The organism is Paraburkholderia sp. RL17-347-BIC-D (genome assembly GCF_046027915.1).
In the GTDB taxonomy this organism is placed as follows: domain Bacteria; phylum Pseudomonadota; class Gammaproteobacteria; order Burkholderiales; family Burkholderiaceae; genus Paraburkholderia.
The window spans coordinates 46,929-65,952 of record NZ_JARESS010000005.1 but is presented as its reverse complement, the minus strand read 5'-3'; the positions used below and the strand labels follow the sequence as shown (position 1 = coordinate 65,952).

At 63.8% G+C, this 19,024-nt stretch carries 14 protein-coding genes; 10 read left to right on the top strand and 4 right to left on the bottom strand.

What is annotated here, in order from left to right:
• Positions 1 to 35: 35 nt before the first annotated feature.
• On the bottom strand, positions 36 to 1,589 hold the full coding sequence (locus P0D96_RS09095) for a mannose-1-phosphate guanylyltransferase/mannose-6-phosphate isomerase (RefSeq protein ID WP_408175429.1): 1,554 nt from the start codon (positions 1,587 to 1,589) through the stop codon (positions 36 to 38).
• Positions 1,590 to 2,224: 635 nt separating this feature from the next.
• Between P0D96_RS09095 and P0D96_RS09090 the strand changes: the two genes are divergently transcribed.
• The 10 genes from P0D96_RS09090 to P0D96_RS09045 all read left to right on the top strand — a co-directional run bounded on the left by P0D96_RS09090 (position 2,225) and on the right by P0D96_RS09045 (position 15,379).
• Entirely contained in the window at positions 2,225 to 3,622 is a 1,398-nt protein-coding gene (locus tag P0D96_RS09090) for an undecaprenyl-phosphate glucose phosphotransferase (protein WP_132374653.1), read from the top strand.
• Between the two features lie 40 nt (positions 3,623 to 3,662).
• Complete coding sequence (locus tag P0D96_RS09085; protein WP_408313082.1) at positions 3,663 to 5,111, top strand: UDP-glucose dehydrogenase family protein; 1,449 nt, start codon at positions 3,663 to 3,665, stop codon at positions 5,109 to 5,111.
• 43 nt (positions 5,112 to 5,154) lie between these two features.
• Positions 5,155 to 5,610, top strand: a complete 456-nt coding sequence (locus P0D96_RS09080) for an arsenate reductase/protein-tyrosine-phosphatase family protein (protein ID WP_132374651.1) — start codon at positions 5,155 to 5,157, stop codon at positions 5,608 to 5,610.
• The gene (locus tag P0D96_RS09075) at positions 5,604 to 6,833 is read left to right on the top strand and encodes a polysaccharide biosynthesis/export family protein (protein ID WP_408175787.1); all 1,230 of its coding nucleotides are present in this window, start codon (positions 5,604 to 5,606) and stop codon (positions 6,831 to 6,833) included. Before P0D96_RS09080 ends, P0D96_RS09075 begins: the two co-directional genes overlap by 7 nt.
• Before the next feature lie 132 nt (positions 6,834 to 6,965).
• Positions 6,966 to 9,164, top strand: coding sequence for a polysaccharide biosynthesis tyrosine autokinase (locus P0D96_RS09070; RefSeq protein ID WP_132376906.1), 2,199 nt, complete (start codon positions 6,966 to 6,968; stop codon positions 9,162 to 9,164).
• Between the two features lie 61 nt (positions 9,165 to 9,225).
• A complete protein-coding gene (locus P0D96_RS09065) occupies positions 9,226 to 10,158 on the top strand; it encodes a glycosyltransferase family 2 protein (protein WP_408286636.1) in 933 nt (310 codons plus the stop codon).
• Between the two features lie 100 nt (positions 10,159 to 10,258).
• Positions 10,259 to 11,434 (top strand): glycosyltransferase, encoded by a 1,176-nt coding sequence (locus P0D96_RS09060; RefSeq protein WP_408313079.1) that lies wholly within the window; start codon positions 10,259 to 10,261, stop codon positions 11,432 to 11,434.
• A 3-nt stretch (positions 11,435 to 11,437) separates the two neighbouring features.
• On the top strand, positions 11,438 to 12,907 hold the full coding sequence (locus tag P0D96_RS09055; protein WP_132374647.1) for a glucose-6-phosphate isomerase: 1,470 nt from the start codon (positions 11,438 to 11,440) through the stop codon (positions 12,905 to 12,907).
• The gene (locus P0D96_RS09050; protein WP_408175424.1) at positions 12,904 to 14,133 is read left to right on the top strand and encodes a glycosyltransferase family 4 protein; all 1,230 of its coding nucleotides are present in this window, start codon (positions 12,904 to 12,906) and stop codon (positions 14,131 to 14,133) included. Before P0D96_RS09055 ends, P0D96_RS09050 begins: the two co-directional genes overlap by 4 nt.
• A 79-nt stretch (positions 14,134 to 14,212) precedes the next feature.
• Positions 14,213 to 15,379 (top strand): glycosyltransferase family 4 protein, encoded by a 1,167-nt coding sequence (locus tag P0D96_RS09045; RefSeq protein ID WP_408175422.1) that lies wholly within the window; start codon positions 14,213 to 14,215, stop codon positions 15,377 to 15,379.
• 129 nt (positions 15,380 to 15,508) lie between these two features.
• Here the strand turns inward: P0D96_RS09045 and gmd are convergent, their stop codons facing one another.
• The 3 genes from gmd to P0D96_RS09030 form a co-directional block, all read right to left on the bottom strand.
• Positions 15,509 to 16,552, bottom strand: a complete 1,044-nt coding sequence (gmd, locus tag P0D96_RS09040) for a GDP-mannose 4,6-dehydratase (protein WP_408286633.1) — start codon at positions 16,550 to 16,552, stop codon at positions 15,509 to 15,511.
• Positions 16,553 to 16,713: 161 nt separating this feature from the next.
• Entirely contained in the window at positions 16,714 to 17,442 is a 729-nt protein-coding gene (locus tag P0D96_RS09035) for an SGNH/GDSL hydrolase family protein (RefSeq protein ID WP_408175786.1), read from the bottom strand.
• A gap of 5 nt (positions 17,443 to 17,447) precedes the next feature.
• Positions 17,448 to 18,548, bottom strand: coding sequence for an acyltransferase family protein (locus P0D96_RS09030; RefSeq protein WP_408175420.1), 1,101 nt, complete (start codon positions 18,546 to 18,548; stop codon positions 17,448 to 17,450).
• Positions 18,549 to 19,024 lie beyond the last annotated feature (476 nt).

Below are 19,024 nucleotides of genomic sequence, written 5' to 3'. Positions count from 1 at the left end.
GGACGCCGTTCACCGACGCCCCTCGTCCACGCGCGTTACTGACGTCCGTAGGTGTCGTCGAAACGCACGATGTCGTCCTCGCCGAGATACGAACCGGACTGGACCTCGATCATTTCGAGCGGCATCTTGCCCGGATTCTCGAGACGGTGGGTGACACCCAGCGGAATATAGGCCGATTCGTTTTCGGAGACGATAAAGCGCTCTTCACCGCGCGTGACGAGCGCCGTGCCGCGCACGACGATCCAATGTTCGGCGCGGTGATGATGCATTTGCAGCGAGAGCCGCGCACCCGGTTTCACCACGATCCGTTTGACCTGGAAGCGCTCGCCGGTGTCGACGGAATCGTAGTTGCCCCACGGGCGATGCACCTTGCGATGGTTGGCCGCCTCCAGCCCACCGTCGTTGCGAATCCGGCCCACGATCTTCTTGACGTCCTGCACGCGCGACTTGTCGGCGACCAGAATGGCGTCGGCCGTTTCCACCACCACGAGATCGTGCGTGCCCACGCAGGCGATCAGGCGTCCTTCCGAATGCGCGAAGGTCGAGGCCGCGCCTTCGAACATCACGCGCCCACGGCCCACGTTCTGATCGGCGTCCTTATCCGAGATGTCCCAGATCGCGTCCCACGAACCCACGTCGGACCAGCCGGCCTGCAACGGCACGACCACGCCCGAGGCGGCGCTTTGATCATTGCCGAGTTGCTCCATCACCGCGTAGTCGATCGAATTCGACGGCGATGCGCTGAACGCGTCGCGTTGCAGCCGGAAGAAGTCGCCGTCCGCCTTGCCGCCCGCGAAGGCCGCATCGCAGGCTTCGTAAATGGCCGGCTGGAAATGGCGGATCGCCTTCAGCCAGGTCGACGCGCGCATGATGAAGATGCCGCTATTCCACCAGTACTCCTTCGATTCGATATATCGCTGCGCGAGCTCCAGATGCGGCTTCTCGACGAAGCGATCGAGTTTGTGCGCGCCGACCTTGCCGGTCACTTCCGCGTCGGCGGTTTGCGTGTCGTTAGTCGTGCCAAGCGCCGCGCCAATGCGAATGTAGCCGTACCCCGTTTCCGCGCGCGTCGGCACGATACCCATCGTGACGATATGACCGGCCGCCGCATGCTGCACGCCGGCGGCCACGGCCGCGTGAAAGCCGTCGATGTCGGTGACCGCGTGATCGGCGGGCATCACGACCATGATGCCGTCTTCGTCCTGCGCGGCGACCGAGAGGGCGGCCACCGTGAGTGCCGGCGCCGTGTCGCGGCCGGCGGGTTCGAGAATCAGCCGGGTCGGCTTGCCGCTCGTGCGCAATTGCTCGGCGGTGGTGAAGCGTTGTTCTTCATTGGCCACCACGACGAGTTGCTCGGTGAGCGGATAGCCGGCCTCGAGTCCCTCGAGACGGCGCGTGGTGGATTGCAGCAGCGAATCGTCGCCGAGCAGGCCGATCAACTGTTTCGGATGCTGTTCGCGCGACATCGGCCACAACCGCGTGCCGGAGCCGCCCGCCAGAATCACGGGATGAACCTTGAGCTTGACGTTCAGGGACTTGACTTGCGTGGACCGGGTGTCGGCGGGCGTGGCCGTGACCGGAGCTGTCATGATGGACTCCTCGAGGCTGGGTGAATGCGTCGAGTTTTATCACGAACTCAGGAATCAATAAAAGCGCGTTAAATAGAAACTATATAAAATGCCTAATAAATTTCTCCATTTCGTGAAGAAAAAATGTCCCGATAATTTTTTAAAAAGAAAAATTACGCGAAAAAAATAGCCGGCTATTTTTTTATCGCCATTCATGCCGCAGAATGATGACGGAAGGCGCGGCGTAAGCTTCGTAGGAAAACACTCGCAAAGTACGAGATTGGCTTACATCAAGGCTTGCAGGATGCCTGTCAAACGCAGAATCCGGTAACAATTGCCGAACAAAATTCAGAAAAAATGCCGAAACATTGACCGATACAATTTGAGATTTTTTGCGGTCTTGCAGTGGGAATTTTAATATCGCTTTATCTATACCTGTACAAGGGTATTCACTCATTCCGACACAGGTTTCCCAATCCGGCTGTTCAGGCAGTTTTTTTGGGCGGGAAACAGAAGGGCAATTAGCACCGGTTCAAACAGTTACGCGTCGCGCATGGAATTGCATGACGCGGTTACCGGCGTTGTGCGTCCCATCGCCGGACTGGATTTCAACCAACCAACGGATGGCACTTGACTGACGAACTGAGGGGCAGCGCATGCTGAGCGTTCTATCGAGAATCATCGACATCGCCATGGTCGCGCTCGGCGCCGCCATCGCGACGGCCGTGCACAGCGGGAAAGTCGTGTGGCTGGACGATATGCAAAGCGTCTCGCTCGCATTCGACTGCCTGCTGGTGGTGGTGTTTTTCCCTGCGCTCGGGATCTATCAGTCGTGGCGCGGCAAGCCGCTGTACGACCTGCTGTGCCGCGTGGCGGGCGGCTGGCTGCTGGTGGAAGTCACCGGCGTGCTGATCAGCTTCAGCCTGCACCGCTCGGACAGCCTGTCGCGGCTGTGGCTCGTCTATTGGGCCGTGGCCACGATCGTGCTGCTGATCGTCACCAAGGTGATCGTCTATTCGATTCTGCGCGGACTGCGCCGCGAAGGCTTCAATCAGCGCGCGGTGGCGATCGTCGGCGGCGCGCCGTATGGGCGCTTTCTGATTCAGCAGATGCGCAGCCGTCCGGACGCGGGCTTCTCGCCGGTCGTGGTGTTCGATGAAGACAGCACGATCAATCACTACGAAGACCCGGATGCGGGTGAGGTGATCGAAGGCGTGCCGGTCGAGCGTGACTATCAACGCATGCTGCATCTCGTGCGCCAGCGCGCGATCCGTGAACTGTGGCTGGCGCTGCCGATCTCGAAGGAGAAAGCGATCCATCGCTTCGTGATGGATCTGCGCAACGACTTCGTGAACATCCGCTTCATTCCGGACGTGCGCAGCCTGACGCTCTTCAATCAGCCGATGGTCGATCTGCTCGGCGTGCCGGCGATCAATCTTGCCGCCTCGCCGATCACGGATCTGCGCGTGCTGCCCAAGCGCGTGTTCGATCGTCTGTTCGCGCTGGCCGCGTTGACCGCGCTCGCGCCGGTAATGCTGGTGATCGCCGCCGCGGTGAAGCTGAACTCGCCGGGCCCGGTGTTCTTCCGGCAAAAGCGCAAAGGCATCGACGGCAATCAGTTCGAGATCTACAAGTTCCGCTCGATGAAGATGCACAAGGAAGAGCACGGCAAGATCACCCAGGCCACGCGGCGCGATCCGCGCATCACCGCGGTCGGCGCGTTCCTGCGGCGCACCAGTCTCGACGAGTTGCCGCAGTTCATCAACGTGTTGCGCGGCGAGATGTCGGTGGTTGGCCCGCGTCCGCATGCGCTCGAACACGACGACATCTACAAGGATCTGGTGAAGGGCTACATGCACCGTTACCGGATCAAGCCGGGCATCACCGGGTGGGCGCAGATCAACGGCTATCGCGGCGAAACCGACCGCATCGAAAAGATGATGGGCCGCGTCAAGCTCGATCTGTACTACATGCAGCACTGGACCTTCTGGCTCGACATCAAGATCGTCGTGCTGACGCTGTGGAAAGGCTTCGTCGGCAGCAACGCTTACTAAGCTCCTTTCCCAATCAACTCAATTCTGCGAGGTGTAATACATGAACCTGACGATCATCGGTAGTGGCTACGTAGGCCTCGTGACGGGCGCATGTCTGGCCGACATCGGCCACGATGTGTTCTGTCTCGACGTCGATCAGCGCAAGATCGACGTGCTCAACAACGGCGGCGTGCCGATCCATGAACCGGGTCTGCAGGAGATCATCGCGCGCAATCGCAAGGCCGGCCGCCTGAAGTTCTCGACCGACGTCGAAGCCGCGGTCGCGCATGGCGAAATCCAGTTCATCGCGGTCGGCACGCCGTCCGACGAGGACGGCTCCGCCGACCTGCAATACGTGCTCGCCGCCGCCCGCAACATCGGCCGCCATATGACGGGCTTCAAGGTGATCGTCGACAAATCGACGGTGCCGGTCGGCACGGCCTCGCGCGTGCGCGAAGTGATCGCCGCCGAACTCGCCGAACGCAATGCCGCGCACATGTTCTCGGTGGTGTCGAATCCCGAATTCCTGAAAGAAGGCGCGGCGGTGGAAGACTTCACGCGGCCCGATCGCATCGTGCTTGGTTGCGACGAGGACGTGCCGGGCGAGAAAGCGCGCGACCTGATGAAGCGCCTCTACGCGCCGTTCAACCGCAATCGCGAACGCACGCTGTATATGGACGTGCGCTCGGCCGAATTCACCAAGTACGCGGCCAACGCGATGCTCGCCACGCGCATTTCGTACATGAACGAACTCGCGAATCTGGCCGACCGCGTCGGCGCGGATATCGAGGCCGTGCGTCGCGGCATCGGTTCCGATCCGCGCATCGGCTACGACTTCCTGTATGCCGGTTGCGGCTACGGCGGCTCGTGCTTCCCGAAGGACGTGCAGGCGCTGATCCGCACGGCCGCCGATCACAAGGCGAATCTGCGTATTCTCGAAGCGGTCGAAGCGGTCAACGACACGCAGAAGAAAGTGCTCGCGAACAAGATCGTCGCGCGGCTGGGCGAAGACCTGTCGGACCGCACCTTCGGCGTGTGGGGCCTTGCCTTCAAGCCGAACACCGACGACATGCGCGAAGCGCCGAGCCGTCCGCTGATCGCCGAGCTGCTGCGCCGCGGCGCGCGCGTGAAAGCGTACGACCCGGTCGCGATCGACGAATCGAAGCGCGTGTTCGCGCTGGACCTGAAGGACGTGCCGCAACAGCACGCGCGCCTCGAGTTCGTGAAGGAAGAGATGGAAGCCGCCGAAGGCGCCGACGCGTTGGTGATCCTCACCGAGTGGAAGGCGTTCAAGAGCCCGGACTTCGACTCGCTCAAGCGGATCCTCAAGACACCGCTGATTTTCGACGGCCGCAACCTGTACGAACCGGACGCGCTGCTCGAGCTCGGTATCGAGTATCACGCGATCGGCCGTCAGCACGCGCTGCGCATCGCGCCTGCGAAGGTCGGCACGAACGGCTTGCCGCTCGCGCAGGAAGAAACGGCGGACGCAGCCGAAGCCGGCCGCTGATCCGCTGCCAACGCATCGACAAGCCGTTATCACGGAGCCCGCCATGTTCGCCAACGTTCTGATCGTCTGCCACGCAAACGTCTGCCGTTCGCCCGCCGCCGAAATGCTGTTCAAGGCCCGGCAGGGCGCGGCGTCGCGTTCGCAGGCGGCGCCGATCGCGTTTCATTCGGCGGGCATCCGGGCCGTGAACGGCCACGGCATGGACCCGGTCATGCAACGCCTGCTCGCCGAGCAGGGCGTTGCCTCGGGCATCCACTACTCGCGGCGTCTTGACCGGCAACTCGTGCGCGACGCCGATCTGGTGCTGGTCACCGAGCGCGCGCAGGTGAGCGACGTCGAAGCGCTCGATCCGGCCTCGCGCGGCAAGGTCTATCCGCTCGGCAAGTGGGAAGCGGATTCCGACGTCGCCGATCCGCACGGCGGTGCGGAAACCGCTTATAGGGAGAGTCTCGTGCTCATCGAACATCTGGTCATGGGATGGCTGAAGAAAATATGCTGATGAAAAAACTCACTGCACACTCATTCGCGAACGGCAAGTCGACGCATTTCAACTCGAAACTTGCCGCCACGCTTTTGCTGACGTCCTTTCTGTCGGCCTGCGCCACCGCACCTGGCAATTACCTCGATACGTCCCGTCTGAAAGACGACGGCCAGCACGACAGCCAGCCCGCGGAAACCTATCCGGTCCATGTGATCGATGCCGCTGTCGTGACCGCGCAGGCGCAAGCCGCCGCCGCGAAGACCCAGGTGCTGCCGACCTCGACCCTGAGCGACCCGTCGCAGTACGTATACCGGCTCTCGCCGCAGGACATTCTCGGCATCACCGTGTGGGACCACCCTGAATTGACCACCCCGCAGGGCAGCACGCTGTCGGCGGGCGGCAACACCACGCAGTCGATCGGCGGCGCCTTGCAGCAGCCGTACACGGCCGCGCTGCCGGGCCAGGCCGATCCGTACGGCCAGACCATCGCGGCCGACGGCACGATCTTTTTCCCGTTCGTCGGCCGTATTCGGGCCGCCGGCAAAACCGTCGGTGAGTTGCGCGATCAATTGAGCTCCGGCCTCGTGCGCTATATCCGCAATCCGCAGGTCGACGTGCGCGTGCTGTCGTACCGCGGCCAGAAGGTGCAGGTGACCGGCGAAGTGAAGACGCCGGGCCCGCTCGCGGTGAGCGACGTGCCGCTCACGCTGGTCGACGCGATCACGCGCTCGGGCGGCACGAACGCGGACGCCGACATTCAGCGCGTACGTCTCACGCGCAACAACAAACTCTACGTACTCGACGCCGACCGCATGCTCGATCGCGGCGACACCACGCAGAACGTGATGCTGCAAAACGGCGACGTGATCAACGTGCCGGACCGCACCGACAGCCGCGTCTTCGTAATGGGTGAAGTGAAAACGCCGATCCAGTTGCCGATCATCAAGGGCCGGATGACGATCGCCGATGCGCTGACGCAAGGCGGCGGCATTCTCGACACCGATGCCAATCCGCGCCAGATCTTCGTGATGCGCGGCATGAAGGATCACCCGACCACGCCGGACGTGTACCGCCTCGACATGACGCAGCCGGACGCCATCATGCTGTCCTCGCAGTTCCAGTTGCAGCCGCTGGATGTCGTGTATGTGGGCACCGCCGCGTCGACCACCTTCAACCGTGTGTTGCAGCAGGTGTTGCCGAGTGTGCAGACGTTGTTCTACCTGAAGCAGCTGACGCGTTGATCATCTGAACCGCAGTCTGAGCCGTCGTCAGGCCCGCGCCGCGCCGTCCGTGATGGACGCGGCGCGGGACCGAAGCAAACACCGCTGTAACCGATACGGGATCGAATTGTGAGCAACCAAATCTCTCCACACATGGCCGGTCCGATCAAGACCGAAGAAGAGGACGTCGTCCTCGGACAACTGGTGCAGGTGATCCTCGACGACATCTGGTGGCTCATCGCCATCGCCGCGGTGATCGTCGGGATCGCCGGCGCCTATTGTTTTCTCGCCAAGCCGATCTATTCGGCGGATGCGCATGTGCGGGTCGAGCAATCCGACAACACGTCGCAGGCGCTCACGCAGACGCAGACCGGTGCGGCCATCACCACCGGCTCGACCTCGCTGCCGACCGACGCCGAGATCGAAATCATCAAGAGCCGCGGCGTGGTCGGCCCTGTCGTGCAGCAACTGAAGCTGAACTTCAGCGTCACGCCGAAGACGCTGCCGCTTCTGGGCAGCATCGCCGCGCGCATGGCGACGCCGGGTCAGCCGGCGCGTCCGTGGCTGGGTCTGTCGTCGTACGCATGGGGCGGTGAAGAGGCCGACGTCGATTCGATCGACGTGATCCCCGCGCTGGAAGGTCAGAAGCTGACCATGAAGGTGATCGACGACCAGCACTACAGCCTGTATGCGCAGAACGGTTCGCTGCTGCTGCGCGGTCTCGTCGGCCAGCAGGAGCAGGGCGGCGGCGTGACCATCATGGTCAATAAACTGGTGGCGCGGCCGGGCGAGGAATTCACGGTGATGCGCGCCAACGACCTCGACGCGATCTCCGCGTTCCAGTCGGCCATCACGGTGCAGGAGCAAGGCAAGCAGACCGGCGTGATCCAGATCTCGCTGGAAGACAAGAGCCCTGAGCATGCCGCGCTGGTCGCCAACGCGCTCGCACAGTCGTATGTGCGCCAGCACGTGCTGAACAAGCAGGCCGACGCCAGCAAGATGCTCGACTTCCTGAAGAGCGAGGAGCCGCGCCTGAAGTCCGATCTCGAACGCGCCGAAGCCGCCCTGACCGCGTATCAGCGCCAGTCCGGCTCGATCAACGCGAGCGACGAGGCCAAGGTGTACCTCGAAGGCAGCGTGCAGTACGAGCAGCAGATCGCCGGCTTGCGTCTGCAGATGGCGCAGCTCACCGAGCGCTACGGCGACGACCATCCGATGCTGGTGGCCGCGCGTGAGCAGATGGCCGAATTACAGGCGCAGCGCACCAAATACGCCGACCGCTTCCGCGATCTGCCGGCCACCGAAGTGAAGGCCGTGCAGTTGCAGCGCGACGCCAAGGTGGCGGAAGACATCTACGTGCTGCTGCTTAACCGCGTGCAGGAGTTGTCGGTGCAGAAGGCCGGCACCGGCGGCAACGTGCATATCGTCGACGCCGCGCTGCGTCCGGGCGTGCCGGTCAAGCCGAAGAAGGCGCTGATCCTGTCGGCGGCGGTGATTCTCGGGCTGATCGCGGGCACCGGCTTCGTGTTCCTGCGCCGCAATATGTTCAAGGGTATCGACGACCCCGATCACATCGAGCGCGCGTTCCATCTGCCGGTGTTCGGCCTCGTGCCGCTCTCCGCCGAACAGGGCGTGCTCGAAGCCAGCTTCCTGCGCGGCGGCGAGCGTCTGCGCTCGGTGCTGGCGAATGCGCGGCCCAAGGACGTCACGGTCGAAAGCCTGCGCAGCCTGCGCACCTCCATGCAGTTCACGCTGCTGGACGCGAAGAACCGCATCGTCATGCTGACCGGCCCGATGGCGGGCGTCGGCAAGAGCTTCCTGACGGTCAATCTGGCGGTGCTGCTCGCGAACTCGGGCAAGCGTGTGCTGATGATCGACGGCGACATGCGCCGCGGTGTGCTCGAACGCTATCTGGGCGGTGCGCCGGATAACGGCCTGTCCGAATTGCTGAGCGGCCAGATCTCGCTGGAAGAAGCGATCCGCAGCTCGCAGGTCGACGGCCTGAGCTTCATTTCGTGCGGCCGCCGTCCGCCGAATCCGTCGGAACTGCTGATGTCGCCGCGTCTGCCGCAGTACCTCGAAGGCCTCGCCAAGCGCTACGACGTGATCATGATCGACACGCCGCCGGTGCTGGCCGTGACCGATGCGTCGATCATCGGCGCGTATGCCGGATCGACCTTCTTCGTGATGCGCTCGGGCGTGCACAGCGAAGGCGAAATCAACGATGCGTTGAAGCGTCTGCGCGCGGCCGGCGTGCACGTGCAGGGCGGCATTTTCAACGGCATGCCGGCCCGCTCGCGCGGCGGCTACGACCGTGGCTACGCGGCGGTTCAGGAATACCTGAGCACCTGAGCCCGCAGGTTTGCGGATGCATTCCGAACCTCGCGCAACGACGACTAAAAAGGACATCACGATGAAAGTGACGGTACTGGTTCCGACATACCGCCGCCCGGCCGATCTGGCGCGCTGCCTCGCGGCGCTGCAACGGCAGTCGCGGCTGCCTGACGAAGTGGTGGTGGTGGCCCGCGCCGACGACGAAGCGACCCACGCGTGCCTGCGCGATCCGGCCGTGCCGGGCGCGCTGCCGCTCTCGGTGGCGCTGGTCGAAGCGCCCGGCCAGGTCGCGGCTCTGAATCGCGGTCTGGACGCCGCGCGCGGCGACGTGATCGCGATCACCGACGACGACGCCGCGCCGCACGCCGACTGGGTCGAACGCATTGCGGCCGCGTTCGCCGGCGACGCGCGCCTCGGCGCGCTCGGCGGACGCGACTGGGTGCACGAGAAAGGCCGCGTGCTGGACGGCGAGCGGCCGCTGGTGGGCAAGGTCACGGCGCACGGCAAGATCATCGGCAATCATCATCTGGGCGTTGGCGGCGCGCGCGAAGTCGACATTCTGAAGGGCGCGAATATGAGCTACCGCCGCGAGGCGGTGCGCACCATCCGCTTCGACGCGCGCCTGCGCGGCGCCGGCGCGCAGGTCCACAACGACATGGCGTTCAGCCTCGCCGTGAGAAACGCCGGCTGGAAGCTGATGTACGACCCGCGCGTGGCGGTCGATCACTTTCCCGCCGAGCGTTTCGACGACGACCGGCGCGACGCGCAAACCATGGCGGCCTTGCGTAACGCCGCCTTCAACTTCCATCTGATCCTGCGCGACCAGTTGCCGCCGCTGCACCGCGAAACCGCCTGGTGGTGGTGGACGCTGGTCGGCACGCGCGTTTATCCGGGGCTCACGCACGCGGCGCTCGCGCTGCTCTCGAAGCAGGCCGGCCTGAAGCTGACGCGCTGGCGCGCCGTGCGCAGCGGTGCGCACGAGGCGCGTCGCGCGCTGTCACGCGCCGCGTGATCGCTCTGGCTCGCACCACGTCCCGCACGTTCGCGCATCGGCGCACGGCCCGCGTCAGGGCCGCCGATGCCCCTTTCCACCGGCAGAGCGGAGTGTCTGCATGAGTACGAAAGTTCACGTTCATCTGTTTTACGGCGCCGACCCGCGCTTTTATCGACAGGGCGACGACATTGGCTGTCTGTATGGCTATCACCACGCGGAATCCGACGCGTTCAAGCTCACCTATTCGCAGGATGCCCGCGAAGGCAAGCCGGTGCGCCTGCTGCGCCGCGCGCTGAAGGCGGCGCTCGGATTCGACTTCATCCATACGTGGCGCAACCGCGCCGAGATGCTGCGCTCGGACGTGATCTGGACGCACACGGAACAGGAATGGCTCTCCGCGGCCCTCATGCTGCTGCTGAGCGGCCGCAAGGCGGGCGCCGACGCCTCGCCCTTGCTGCTCGCGCAAAGCGTGTGGCTGCTCGATAAATGGCCTTCCTACGGCATTCTGCGCAGCTGGTTGTATCGCAAGCTGATGACGCGCGCGGATCAGCTCACCACCCTCGCCAGCGAAAACGCCGAACTGTGCCGGCGCTATTTCGATCGCGACGCCAAACCGCTGCTCTATGGCCTGAACACGCGCGACTTTCCGGTCAAAACACCGGCCGAATGGGCGCCGCACACGCCGATCCGCATTGCAGCGATCGGCAACGACCGCGACCGCGATTGGGAGACGCTCATCAAGGCGTTCGGCAACGACGCCCGCTACACGGTAAAGCTCGCGACACGTCGCCGGATTCCCGCGTCGCTGCGCGCGCCGAATGTCGAGATCGCACTGTTCTCCGGCATCAAGAAGCAACACGAACTGTACGACTGGGCCGACGTGATCGTCGTGCCCTTGCGGCCGAATTCGCACGCCTCGGGCATCACCGTGATGCTCGAAGCAGCGGCGGTCGGCAAGCCGATGGTGGTCACGAATGTGGGCGCGTTGCAGGATTATTTTCCGGCGGCCGAGGCGTCCTATATCCCGCCGTTCAATCCGCAGGCATTGCGTGAAGCGGTCGACCAGCTCGCCGCCGCGCCGCTGGACGCGCTGCGCCAGGCGCAAGCGGCCGCCGCCGGCCTGCTGTCGCGCGACCTGACCACGCAGCACTACGCGATGCAGCACGTGCGGATCACGCAGGAGATGCTGCGCGCGCGCGCCTCGTCACGCGTGCGCTCGGCGGCCGGCATGACGACGGCGGCGGGCGTGTCCGACGCTGAGCGGCCGGCGCGGCAGTCGCGCGGAGGTCTCTGAACGATGTCGACGATTGCGCGAAGCGCCGATAGCGTGAACGGCACCGGACGGGCGCCGTCCCGCGGCCGCAAGGAATGGCTGCCGGAGGCTTTGCTGTGGTTCGTCACGACGCTGCTGATCGGCGCGCATCAGGGCACGGTGCTCACGCTCGCGTTTCCGATGCTCGCGATCCTCACGGGCCTGTGGCTCTATTTCAAGAGCCCGGCGCGCTATATCGGCTTCATGTGGTGGCTGTGGTTCCTGAGCCCGGAAGTGCGGCGTCTGGCCGACTGGTCCAAGGGTTCGTTCACGCCGACCAGCCTGATCCAGGTCGCGCCGCTCGCGGTCACGATGATCAGCGCGCTGTCGCTCCTGCGCTACTACAAACTGCTGGCGCAACGGCGCGGCCTGCCGGTGCTGCTGATCCTGCTCGGGCTCATCTATGCGTTCCTCGTGGGCGTGATGTCGAGCGGGCCGCTCGCGGCCACTTACGACCTGGCGAACTGGCTGTATCCGATCCTGATCGGCTTTCACATCATGGCGAACACGCGCCAGTATCCGCAGTACCGCGACACCATCGTCAACACGTTCATCTGGGGCATGCTGGTGATGGGCGGCTACGGTCTGGTGCAGTTCTTCATCATGCCGCAGTGGGACGCGCTGTGGATGCTCGGCTCGCAGATGAACTCGCAAGGCGACCCGGTGCCGATGGGCGTGCGCGTGTTCAGCACGATGAACTCGTCGGGACCGTTCGCCTTCGCGATGATGGGCGCGATGGTGTTCGTCATGGCGGCCACGCACCGGGTGCGCTGGGTCGCGGCGGCGCTGGGTTTTTTCGCATTCGCGCTGAGCCTCGTGCGCTCGACGTGGGGCGGCTGGGTCATCGCGTTGCTGATTCAGCTCGTCAAATCGAACAACAAGGTGCGGGTGCGCATCGTCGCCAGCGCGGTGCTGTTGGCGGGGCTGTGCGTGCCGCTGCTGGCGGTCGGTCCGGTGGCCGAGCGGATGCAGGCGCGTCTCACGACTATCGTCAACCTGAACGACGACCAGAGCTACGCCGCCCGTAACGAGTTCTACGCGACCTTCGCTAAAACGGCCTTCACCGACGTGTCGGGCGAAGGCATGGGCGCCACCGGCACCTCCACCAAGCTCTCGAACGACGGCGGCCAACTCGGCCAGTACGGCAACTTCGACAGCGGCGTGATGAACATTCCGTTCGTGCTCGGCTGGCCCGGCACGCTGCTCTATATGTCCGGAATCATCTGGCTCGTGACGCGCGCGGTGCTCGCGTCGTTCAAGCTGCGCAACGACAAATTCGTGTCCGCCTGCATGAGCCTGAGCCTCGCGACTTTCGCGATGCTGGTGTTCACCAATTCGCTGGTCGGCACGGGCGGACTGCTGCTTTTCATGGGTGTTTTTTCGATCCTTTCCGCGGTTCATTACGAAAAGATAAACCGCAGACGCACGCTATTTCTCCACGGAGGCACTGATTGAGAGTCGCCATTGTCACGCACGTTGTGCGCCATAACGACGGCCAGGGGCGCGTCAACCACGAGATCGCGCGCGCGGCCCTCGACGAGAACATCGGCGTCACGCTGGTCGCCTCGCACGTCGCGCCGGATCTGCTCGCGCATCCGAACGTCCGCTGGGTGCCGATGAAAATCGGCCGCTGGTGGCCGACCAATCTGCTGCGCCAGCAGGTGTTCGCGTTCAAGAGCGCGATGTGGCTGCGCGCGCATCGCCGCGAATACGACGTGCTGCACGTGAACGGCTTCATCACGTGGATGCCCGCCGACGTCAACACCTCGCACTTCGTGCATAGCGGCTGGTTCGGCAGCAAGTACTATCCGTTCGGGCTCACCAAGGGCGTGTGGTCCGCCTATCAGTCGGTCTATACGCGCTGCAATGCGCTGCTCGAACGCTGGGCCTACCGGCGTTCGAAGGTGATCACGGCCGTGTCGCAAAAGGTCGCCGACGAGATTCACGCGATCGGTCTCACGCCCGATAACCGTGTCGATGTGATCTACAACGGCGTGGATACGCAAGGCTTCGCCGCGGCTACGGGCGACCGGGAGAAATTCGGCCTGCCGAAGGACGCGTTTTTGCTGCTGTTCGTGGGCGACCTGCGCACACCGCGCAAGAACCTCGGCACCGTGCTCGCCGCGCTCAAGTATCTGCCCGAGCACGTGCAGATGGCGGTGGCGGGCTTCCTGCCGGGCAGTCCGTATCCGGAAGAGGCGAAGGCGCTCGGCATTGCGCATCGCGTGCATTTTCTCGGTCTCGTGAAGGAGATGCCGGTGCTGATGCATTCGGTCGACGCCTTCGTGTTTCCGTCGCGCTATGAAGCGATGAGCCTGTCTCTGCTCGAAGCGATGGCGGCGGGCTTGCCGGTGGTCACGGCGCGCACCGCGGGCGGCGCTGAAATCATCACGCCGGAGTGCGGCATCGTGCTCGACGATCCGGACGATCCCAAGGCGCTGGCCCGCGCGGTCGCACGTCTCGCCGACAACCACGTCGAGCGCCGCGCAATGGGCGTCGCCGCCAACGAACTCGCGACCGGCTTCGGCTGGGCGCGCATGGCCGCGCAATACATCGCGCTGTATCGCCAACTCGCGGGGCAGCAGAAGCATCGCCGGCAAAGCGAGGCGGAAGCGGCAGCGGTCGCCAAGACCGACGCGTTGACGCTGAACACGCTGGCCGGTCAGAAGAGCGCGGAATGACGTTGCGGGGTTCATTAACCCGGCTGGCGCATTCATCGCTCAACCATCACAACTCTCAAAACGCACAGGGGTCACAACCATGACGACGAGTTCTATCAAATCGCTGCAGATCGGGATGCACTGGTTCCCCGAGCGCGCGGGCGGCCTCGACCGCATGTACTACTCGCTGGTCGGCGCGTTGCCTGGCGCGGGCGTCGCGGTGCGCGGCGTAGTGGCCGGCTCGCCCAAAGTGGCCGCCGACACCGGCGGCGCGATCAACGGCTTCGGCTCCGCCGCGCAATCGCTGCCTTTGCGGCTGATGGCGGCGCGCCGCGCACTGCGCCAGGAAATCAGCACGTCGCGCCCCGACGTGATTTCCTCGCACTTCGCGCTCTATACCTTTCCGGGTCTCGACGTGACGCGCGGCATACCGCAGGTCTCGCACTTTCAGGGGCCGTGGGCCGACGAGAGTCACGTGGAAGGCGCCGATTCGCTCGGCCAGCGCGCCAAGCGCTATCTGGAACAATCGGTCTATGCGCGCTCGTCGCGGCTGATCGTGCTGTCCGAGGCGTTCGGCAAGATTCTGACCTCGCGCTATCGCATCGCGCCGGACCGTGTGCGCGTGGTGCCCGGGTGCGTCGATGTCGAGCAGTTCAATCTGCCGATCTCGCCCGCTGAGGCGCGTCTGAAGCTGCAATTGCCGCAAGACCGGCCGATCGTGCTGGCGGTGCGGCGTCTGGTGCGCCGCATGGGTCTCGAGGATCTGATCGATGCGGTGAAGCTGCTCAAGCGCAGCTCGCCCGATGTGTTGCTGCTGATCGCCGGCAAAGGGCGGCTCGAGGGCGAACTGCAGGCGCGCATCACCGAGGCGGGTCTGGAGGACAACGTGAAGCTGCTGGGTTTCGTGCCCGACCAGCATCTGGCGGCGCTGTACCGCGCGGCGAATATCAGCGTCGTGCCGACGGTGGCGCTGGAAGGCTTTGGCCTTATCACGGTCGAGTCGCTGGCCTCGGGTACGCCGGTACTGGTCACGCCCGTGGGCGGCTTGCCTGAGGCGGTGGCGGGTTTGTCGCCGAATCTGGTGCTGCCGGAGACGGGCGCGAAAGCCATCGCGGATGGACTCGCGGGCGCGCTCAACGGCACGCTGAAATTGCCCGATGCCGATGCATGCCGCCGCTATGCGCGCGAGAACTTCGATAACTCGGTGATCGCGAAGCGGGTGGCTTCGGTGTATAGCGAGGCGATTGCGGCGCGTGGGGTGCACTGAGCCAGACGTGAACTACGCTCGTGGCACGATGAAATAAAAAAGACGCGGAGCCTCGATCATCAGGATCAGGCTCCGCGTCTTTTTTTGCATGGAAGATACGCGACCGTGGCCGCGCATCTTCGTTGGGGATCAGAACGTCTCGTGATGCTCGTTGCGTCCGAGATCCGCATGAACCATCATGTGGCACAACTGCTCCAGCGTGGTTTCCGGCTTCCAGCCGAGTTTTTCGTGAGCCTTGTCGGCGCAGCCGATCAGCAGGTCCACTTCGGCCGGGCGATAGAACTTCGGATTCACGCGCACCAGCGTCTTGCCGGTGGCGACGTCGATACCGGATTCGCGCTCTTCCTTGCCCGACCATTCGAGCTGATAGCCCGCTGCCGAAAACGCCATACGCACGAAATCTCGGACCGTTTCGGTGCGGCCGGTGGCGAGCACGAAGGTGTCCGGTTCGTCGGCTTGCAGCATGCGCCACATGCCTTCCACGTATTCGAGCGCGAAGCCCCAGTCGCGCTTGGCGCTCAGGTTGCCAAGCTCGAGCACGTCCTGCTTGCCGAGCTTGATCTTGGCGACGGTGTCGGTGATCTTGCGGGTGACGAATTCGCGGCCACGCAGCGGCGATTCGTGATTGAACAGAATCCCGCTGCTCGCAAAGAGGCCATACGACTCGCGATAGTTGATGGTCGACCAGTGCGCGAACAGCTTGGCGACGCCATACGGGCTGCGCGGATAGAAGGGCGTGTCCTCGCGTTGCGGAACGGCCTGCACGAGGCCGAACATTTCCGACGTCGACGCCTGGTAGTAGCGCGTCTTCGGATTCAGGATACGGATGCCTTCCAGCAGATTCAATGCGCCGATGCCGGTCACTTCGGCGGTGGTCACCGGCTGGTCGAACGAGACGCCCACGAAGCTTTGCGCGGCGAGGTTGTACAGCTCATCGGCTTGCGCGCCTTCGAGCAGGCGCAGCGTCGAGCCGAGGTCGGTCAGATCGTGTTCGACCAGACGCAGATTCGGATGATCGAGCACGCCGAGCTCACGCATGCGCCAGAAATTGACGGAACTCGTGCGCCGGTAAGTGCCGGTCACGATATAGCCCTTGTCGAGCAGCAGTTTGGTCAGATAGGCGCCGTCCTGTCCGGATACGCCGGTGATGATCGCTTTGCGTGGTTGGCTCATAGCTTGCCTTCGAGATTGTTAAAAGAGAAAAAGAAAAAGCAGTCGCGCCGGCTAGGGCGCATTTCATCGGCACACTCGGAAGCGCATCTCAGAAGCACGTTTCGCAAGCATCAAAAAGCACCCAATGCACCCAATGCACGAAACGCACTTGAAAAAGCGTTTCAGGGCGTGCCGTCCAACAGCCGCCGCACCAACGGTTCGACGACCTGAAAATCCTGTTCGGCCTTCAGCCGGTACAAATCCGGCTTGGGATGCGCGCCGTCGGACATCAGCGTCTTCCAGTCCGGCAGACTGCTGATGTAGGCGAACTGGTCGACGAGCGGGATCTGCTGCTCGGCGGCCACGCGGCGCGTCATGGCGACCATCGTCGCGAGCCGCGCGTTGAGCCGGTTGTCGGGCATCGGGTTCGCGGTCTGCAGAACCGGCTGCTTGCCGAGCGCGCGAGCGGTTTTCACGAGCGTCGTTTCGGCTGTGTAGAACTGCTCCGGCGTCTGGTTCTGCATCACTTCGTTGATGCCGTAGTTGATCAGCACGATCTGCGCGGGCGAGGCGGCGAGCCGTTCCCGCCACGGCAACCCGGCCGTCGGGCCGGCGCGGCGAATGCCCGTGCCGTCGCGCAGCTGCGTCGCCATCGTGTTGCCCACGCCGTAGTTCGTGACCAGCACCCGTTCGCCGTGCCGCGCCTGCAATTCATCCTGCAGGTACGCCACGGCGTTCTGCGCCTGCGGACCGCAATGGCCGCCGCTGCAGGTAATGCCGAGCGTCGTCGAGTCGCCGTAGGCCTCGATCAGCACTTGCGATCGCGGGCCCGGCGCCGCGGCGAACGCGGCGGATGCGATGAGCGATGCCGCGGCGCATGCGCTTGCAGCGAGCCGTGCACGGCGCTTCATCCACTTCATGCGCGGCTTTGCGGCGCTTGCGGCGCGGTGCTGACGCCGCCGCCATTGGCGGCCTGCGTCGGCGCATGCGCGTTGCCCGCCGAGCCGAAAATCAGGCGCTTCTCGAACGCGAACCACGTGACGGTGGCGTAGACGAGCGTGATCGCGAGCGCGAGCGCGGCGGTCACGAAGCGGTTCAGATGCAGCGGCCACAGCGCGTACAGCACGCTCAGGTGAATCAGATAAATCGTGTAGCTGATGGTGCCGATATAGACCAGCACGGGATTGCACAGCAGCCGTTTGACGATGCCCTTGCTTTGCAGGGCGATGACCACGACGGAAGTACAAAGCACCAACGAAACGCTGTAGAGCCCGGCGTTCGAGAGCGGCGTATTGGCCGCGCGAAAGCGGGGAAAGTGCAGATGCAGCCACGCGAGTACCGCTAGCGCCGCGACCAATCCCAGCACGGCGACGCCTTTGTAAGGCTCGAGCGCATTACGGTCACGCCGCACGGCCACCGCGAGTAGCGCGCCGGCTGCGAGCAGGTCCATGCGGAACGGCGTCAGGTAATAGATCGGCCAGAACGAATCGAACCAGGGCGTGGCCACCGCGCGCAGCACGGGCACCAGCAGGATCAACGCGGCGGCCACGTAGCCGAGCACGCGCTCGGGCACGAGCAGGATCACGAACGGCCAGACAATGTAGAACTGCTCTTCGACGGCGAGCGACCACAGCACGTTCAGACTGTCGTGACCGCTCTGATTGAGCGCGTCGCCGATATTGGTCGCGAAGAACGCGTACCACTGCCAGTGCTGCGCCCAGCCGAGGCCGAACAGAATCGACGACACCACCATCAGCAGCACGTACGGCGGCAGGATGCGGCGCGCGCGGCGTGCGTAGAAATAGCCGAAATACGACTGCTGACGCGCTTTGCGCTCGAGCAGGATGCCGGTAATCAGAAAGCCGCTCAAAACAAAAAACAGATCGACGCCCATCCACAGCGGCGCTTTCAACGCGTGCTGCGCGAACACGGCGAGCACGGCGATGGCGCGCAAGCCGTCGAGCTGCACGATGCGGCGGGAGTGGGAAGGCGCTAGGGGCAGTGCGCTGGCAGTCATGAACCGTCCATGGTGTGAAGCAGATGGGCCGGGCGAAGGATCGCGCGAGGGTTCCGGGGAACAGGCGCGCTCGCTTCGCATCGCAACGGAAGTGCAATCGATTCTAGGGAAAATAAAATCGTGAAAAAACGGGAATGAATTGGATAAATGAATCAGATTGCAACAGGGTGTTTCGTTATCCATTCGCAATGGATTTTTATGCTTGAGTCGAACGGATGACGGGATATGTAATAAGTGCGGATCGCGTTGCTGCGCATCGGTAAGGATGGGTGCCGAGGGGCGCGTGCGGATGTGCGCCGTACTTGATTTCGTTTTAATCAATTTTTAATGGTTTTCTTTCACAACGCTTAAGGCGTCGAATATTTTTGAATTATTTTCGATTTTCGTCGCGGTGTTTTTTCCGCGTAATGTGAGCCGTGCGGATTGGGTGGCCAAGGACGGCGCGTGGGCTGCGCGCTTCGCTTGCCGCCGGGCCC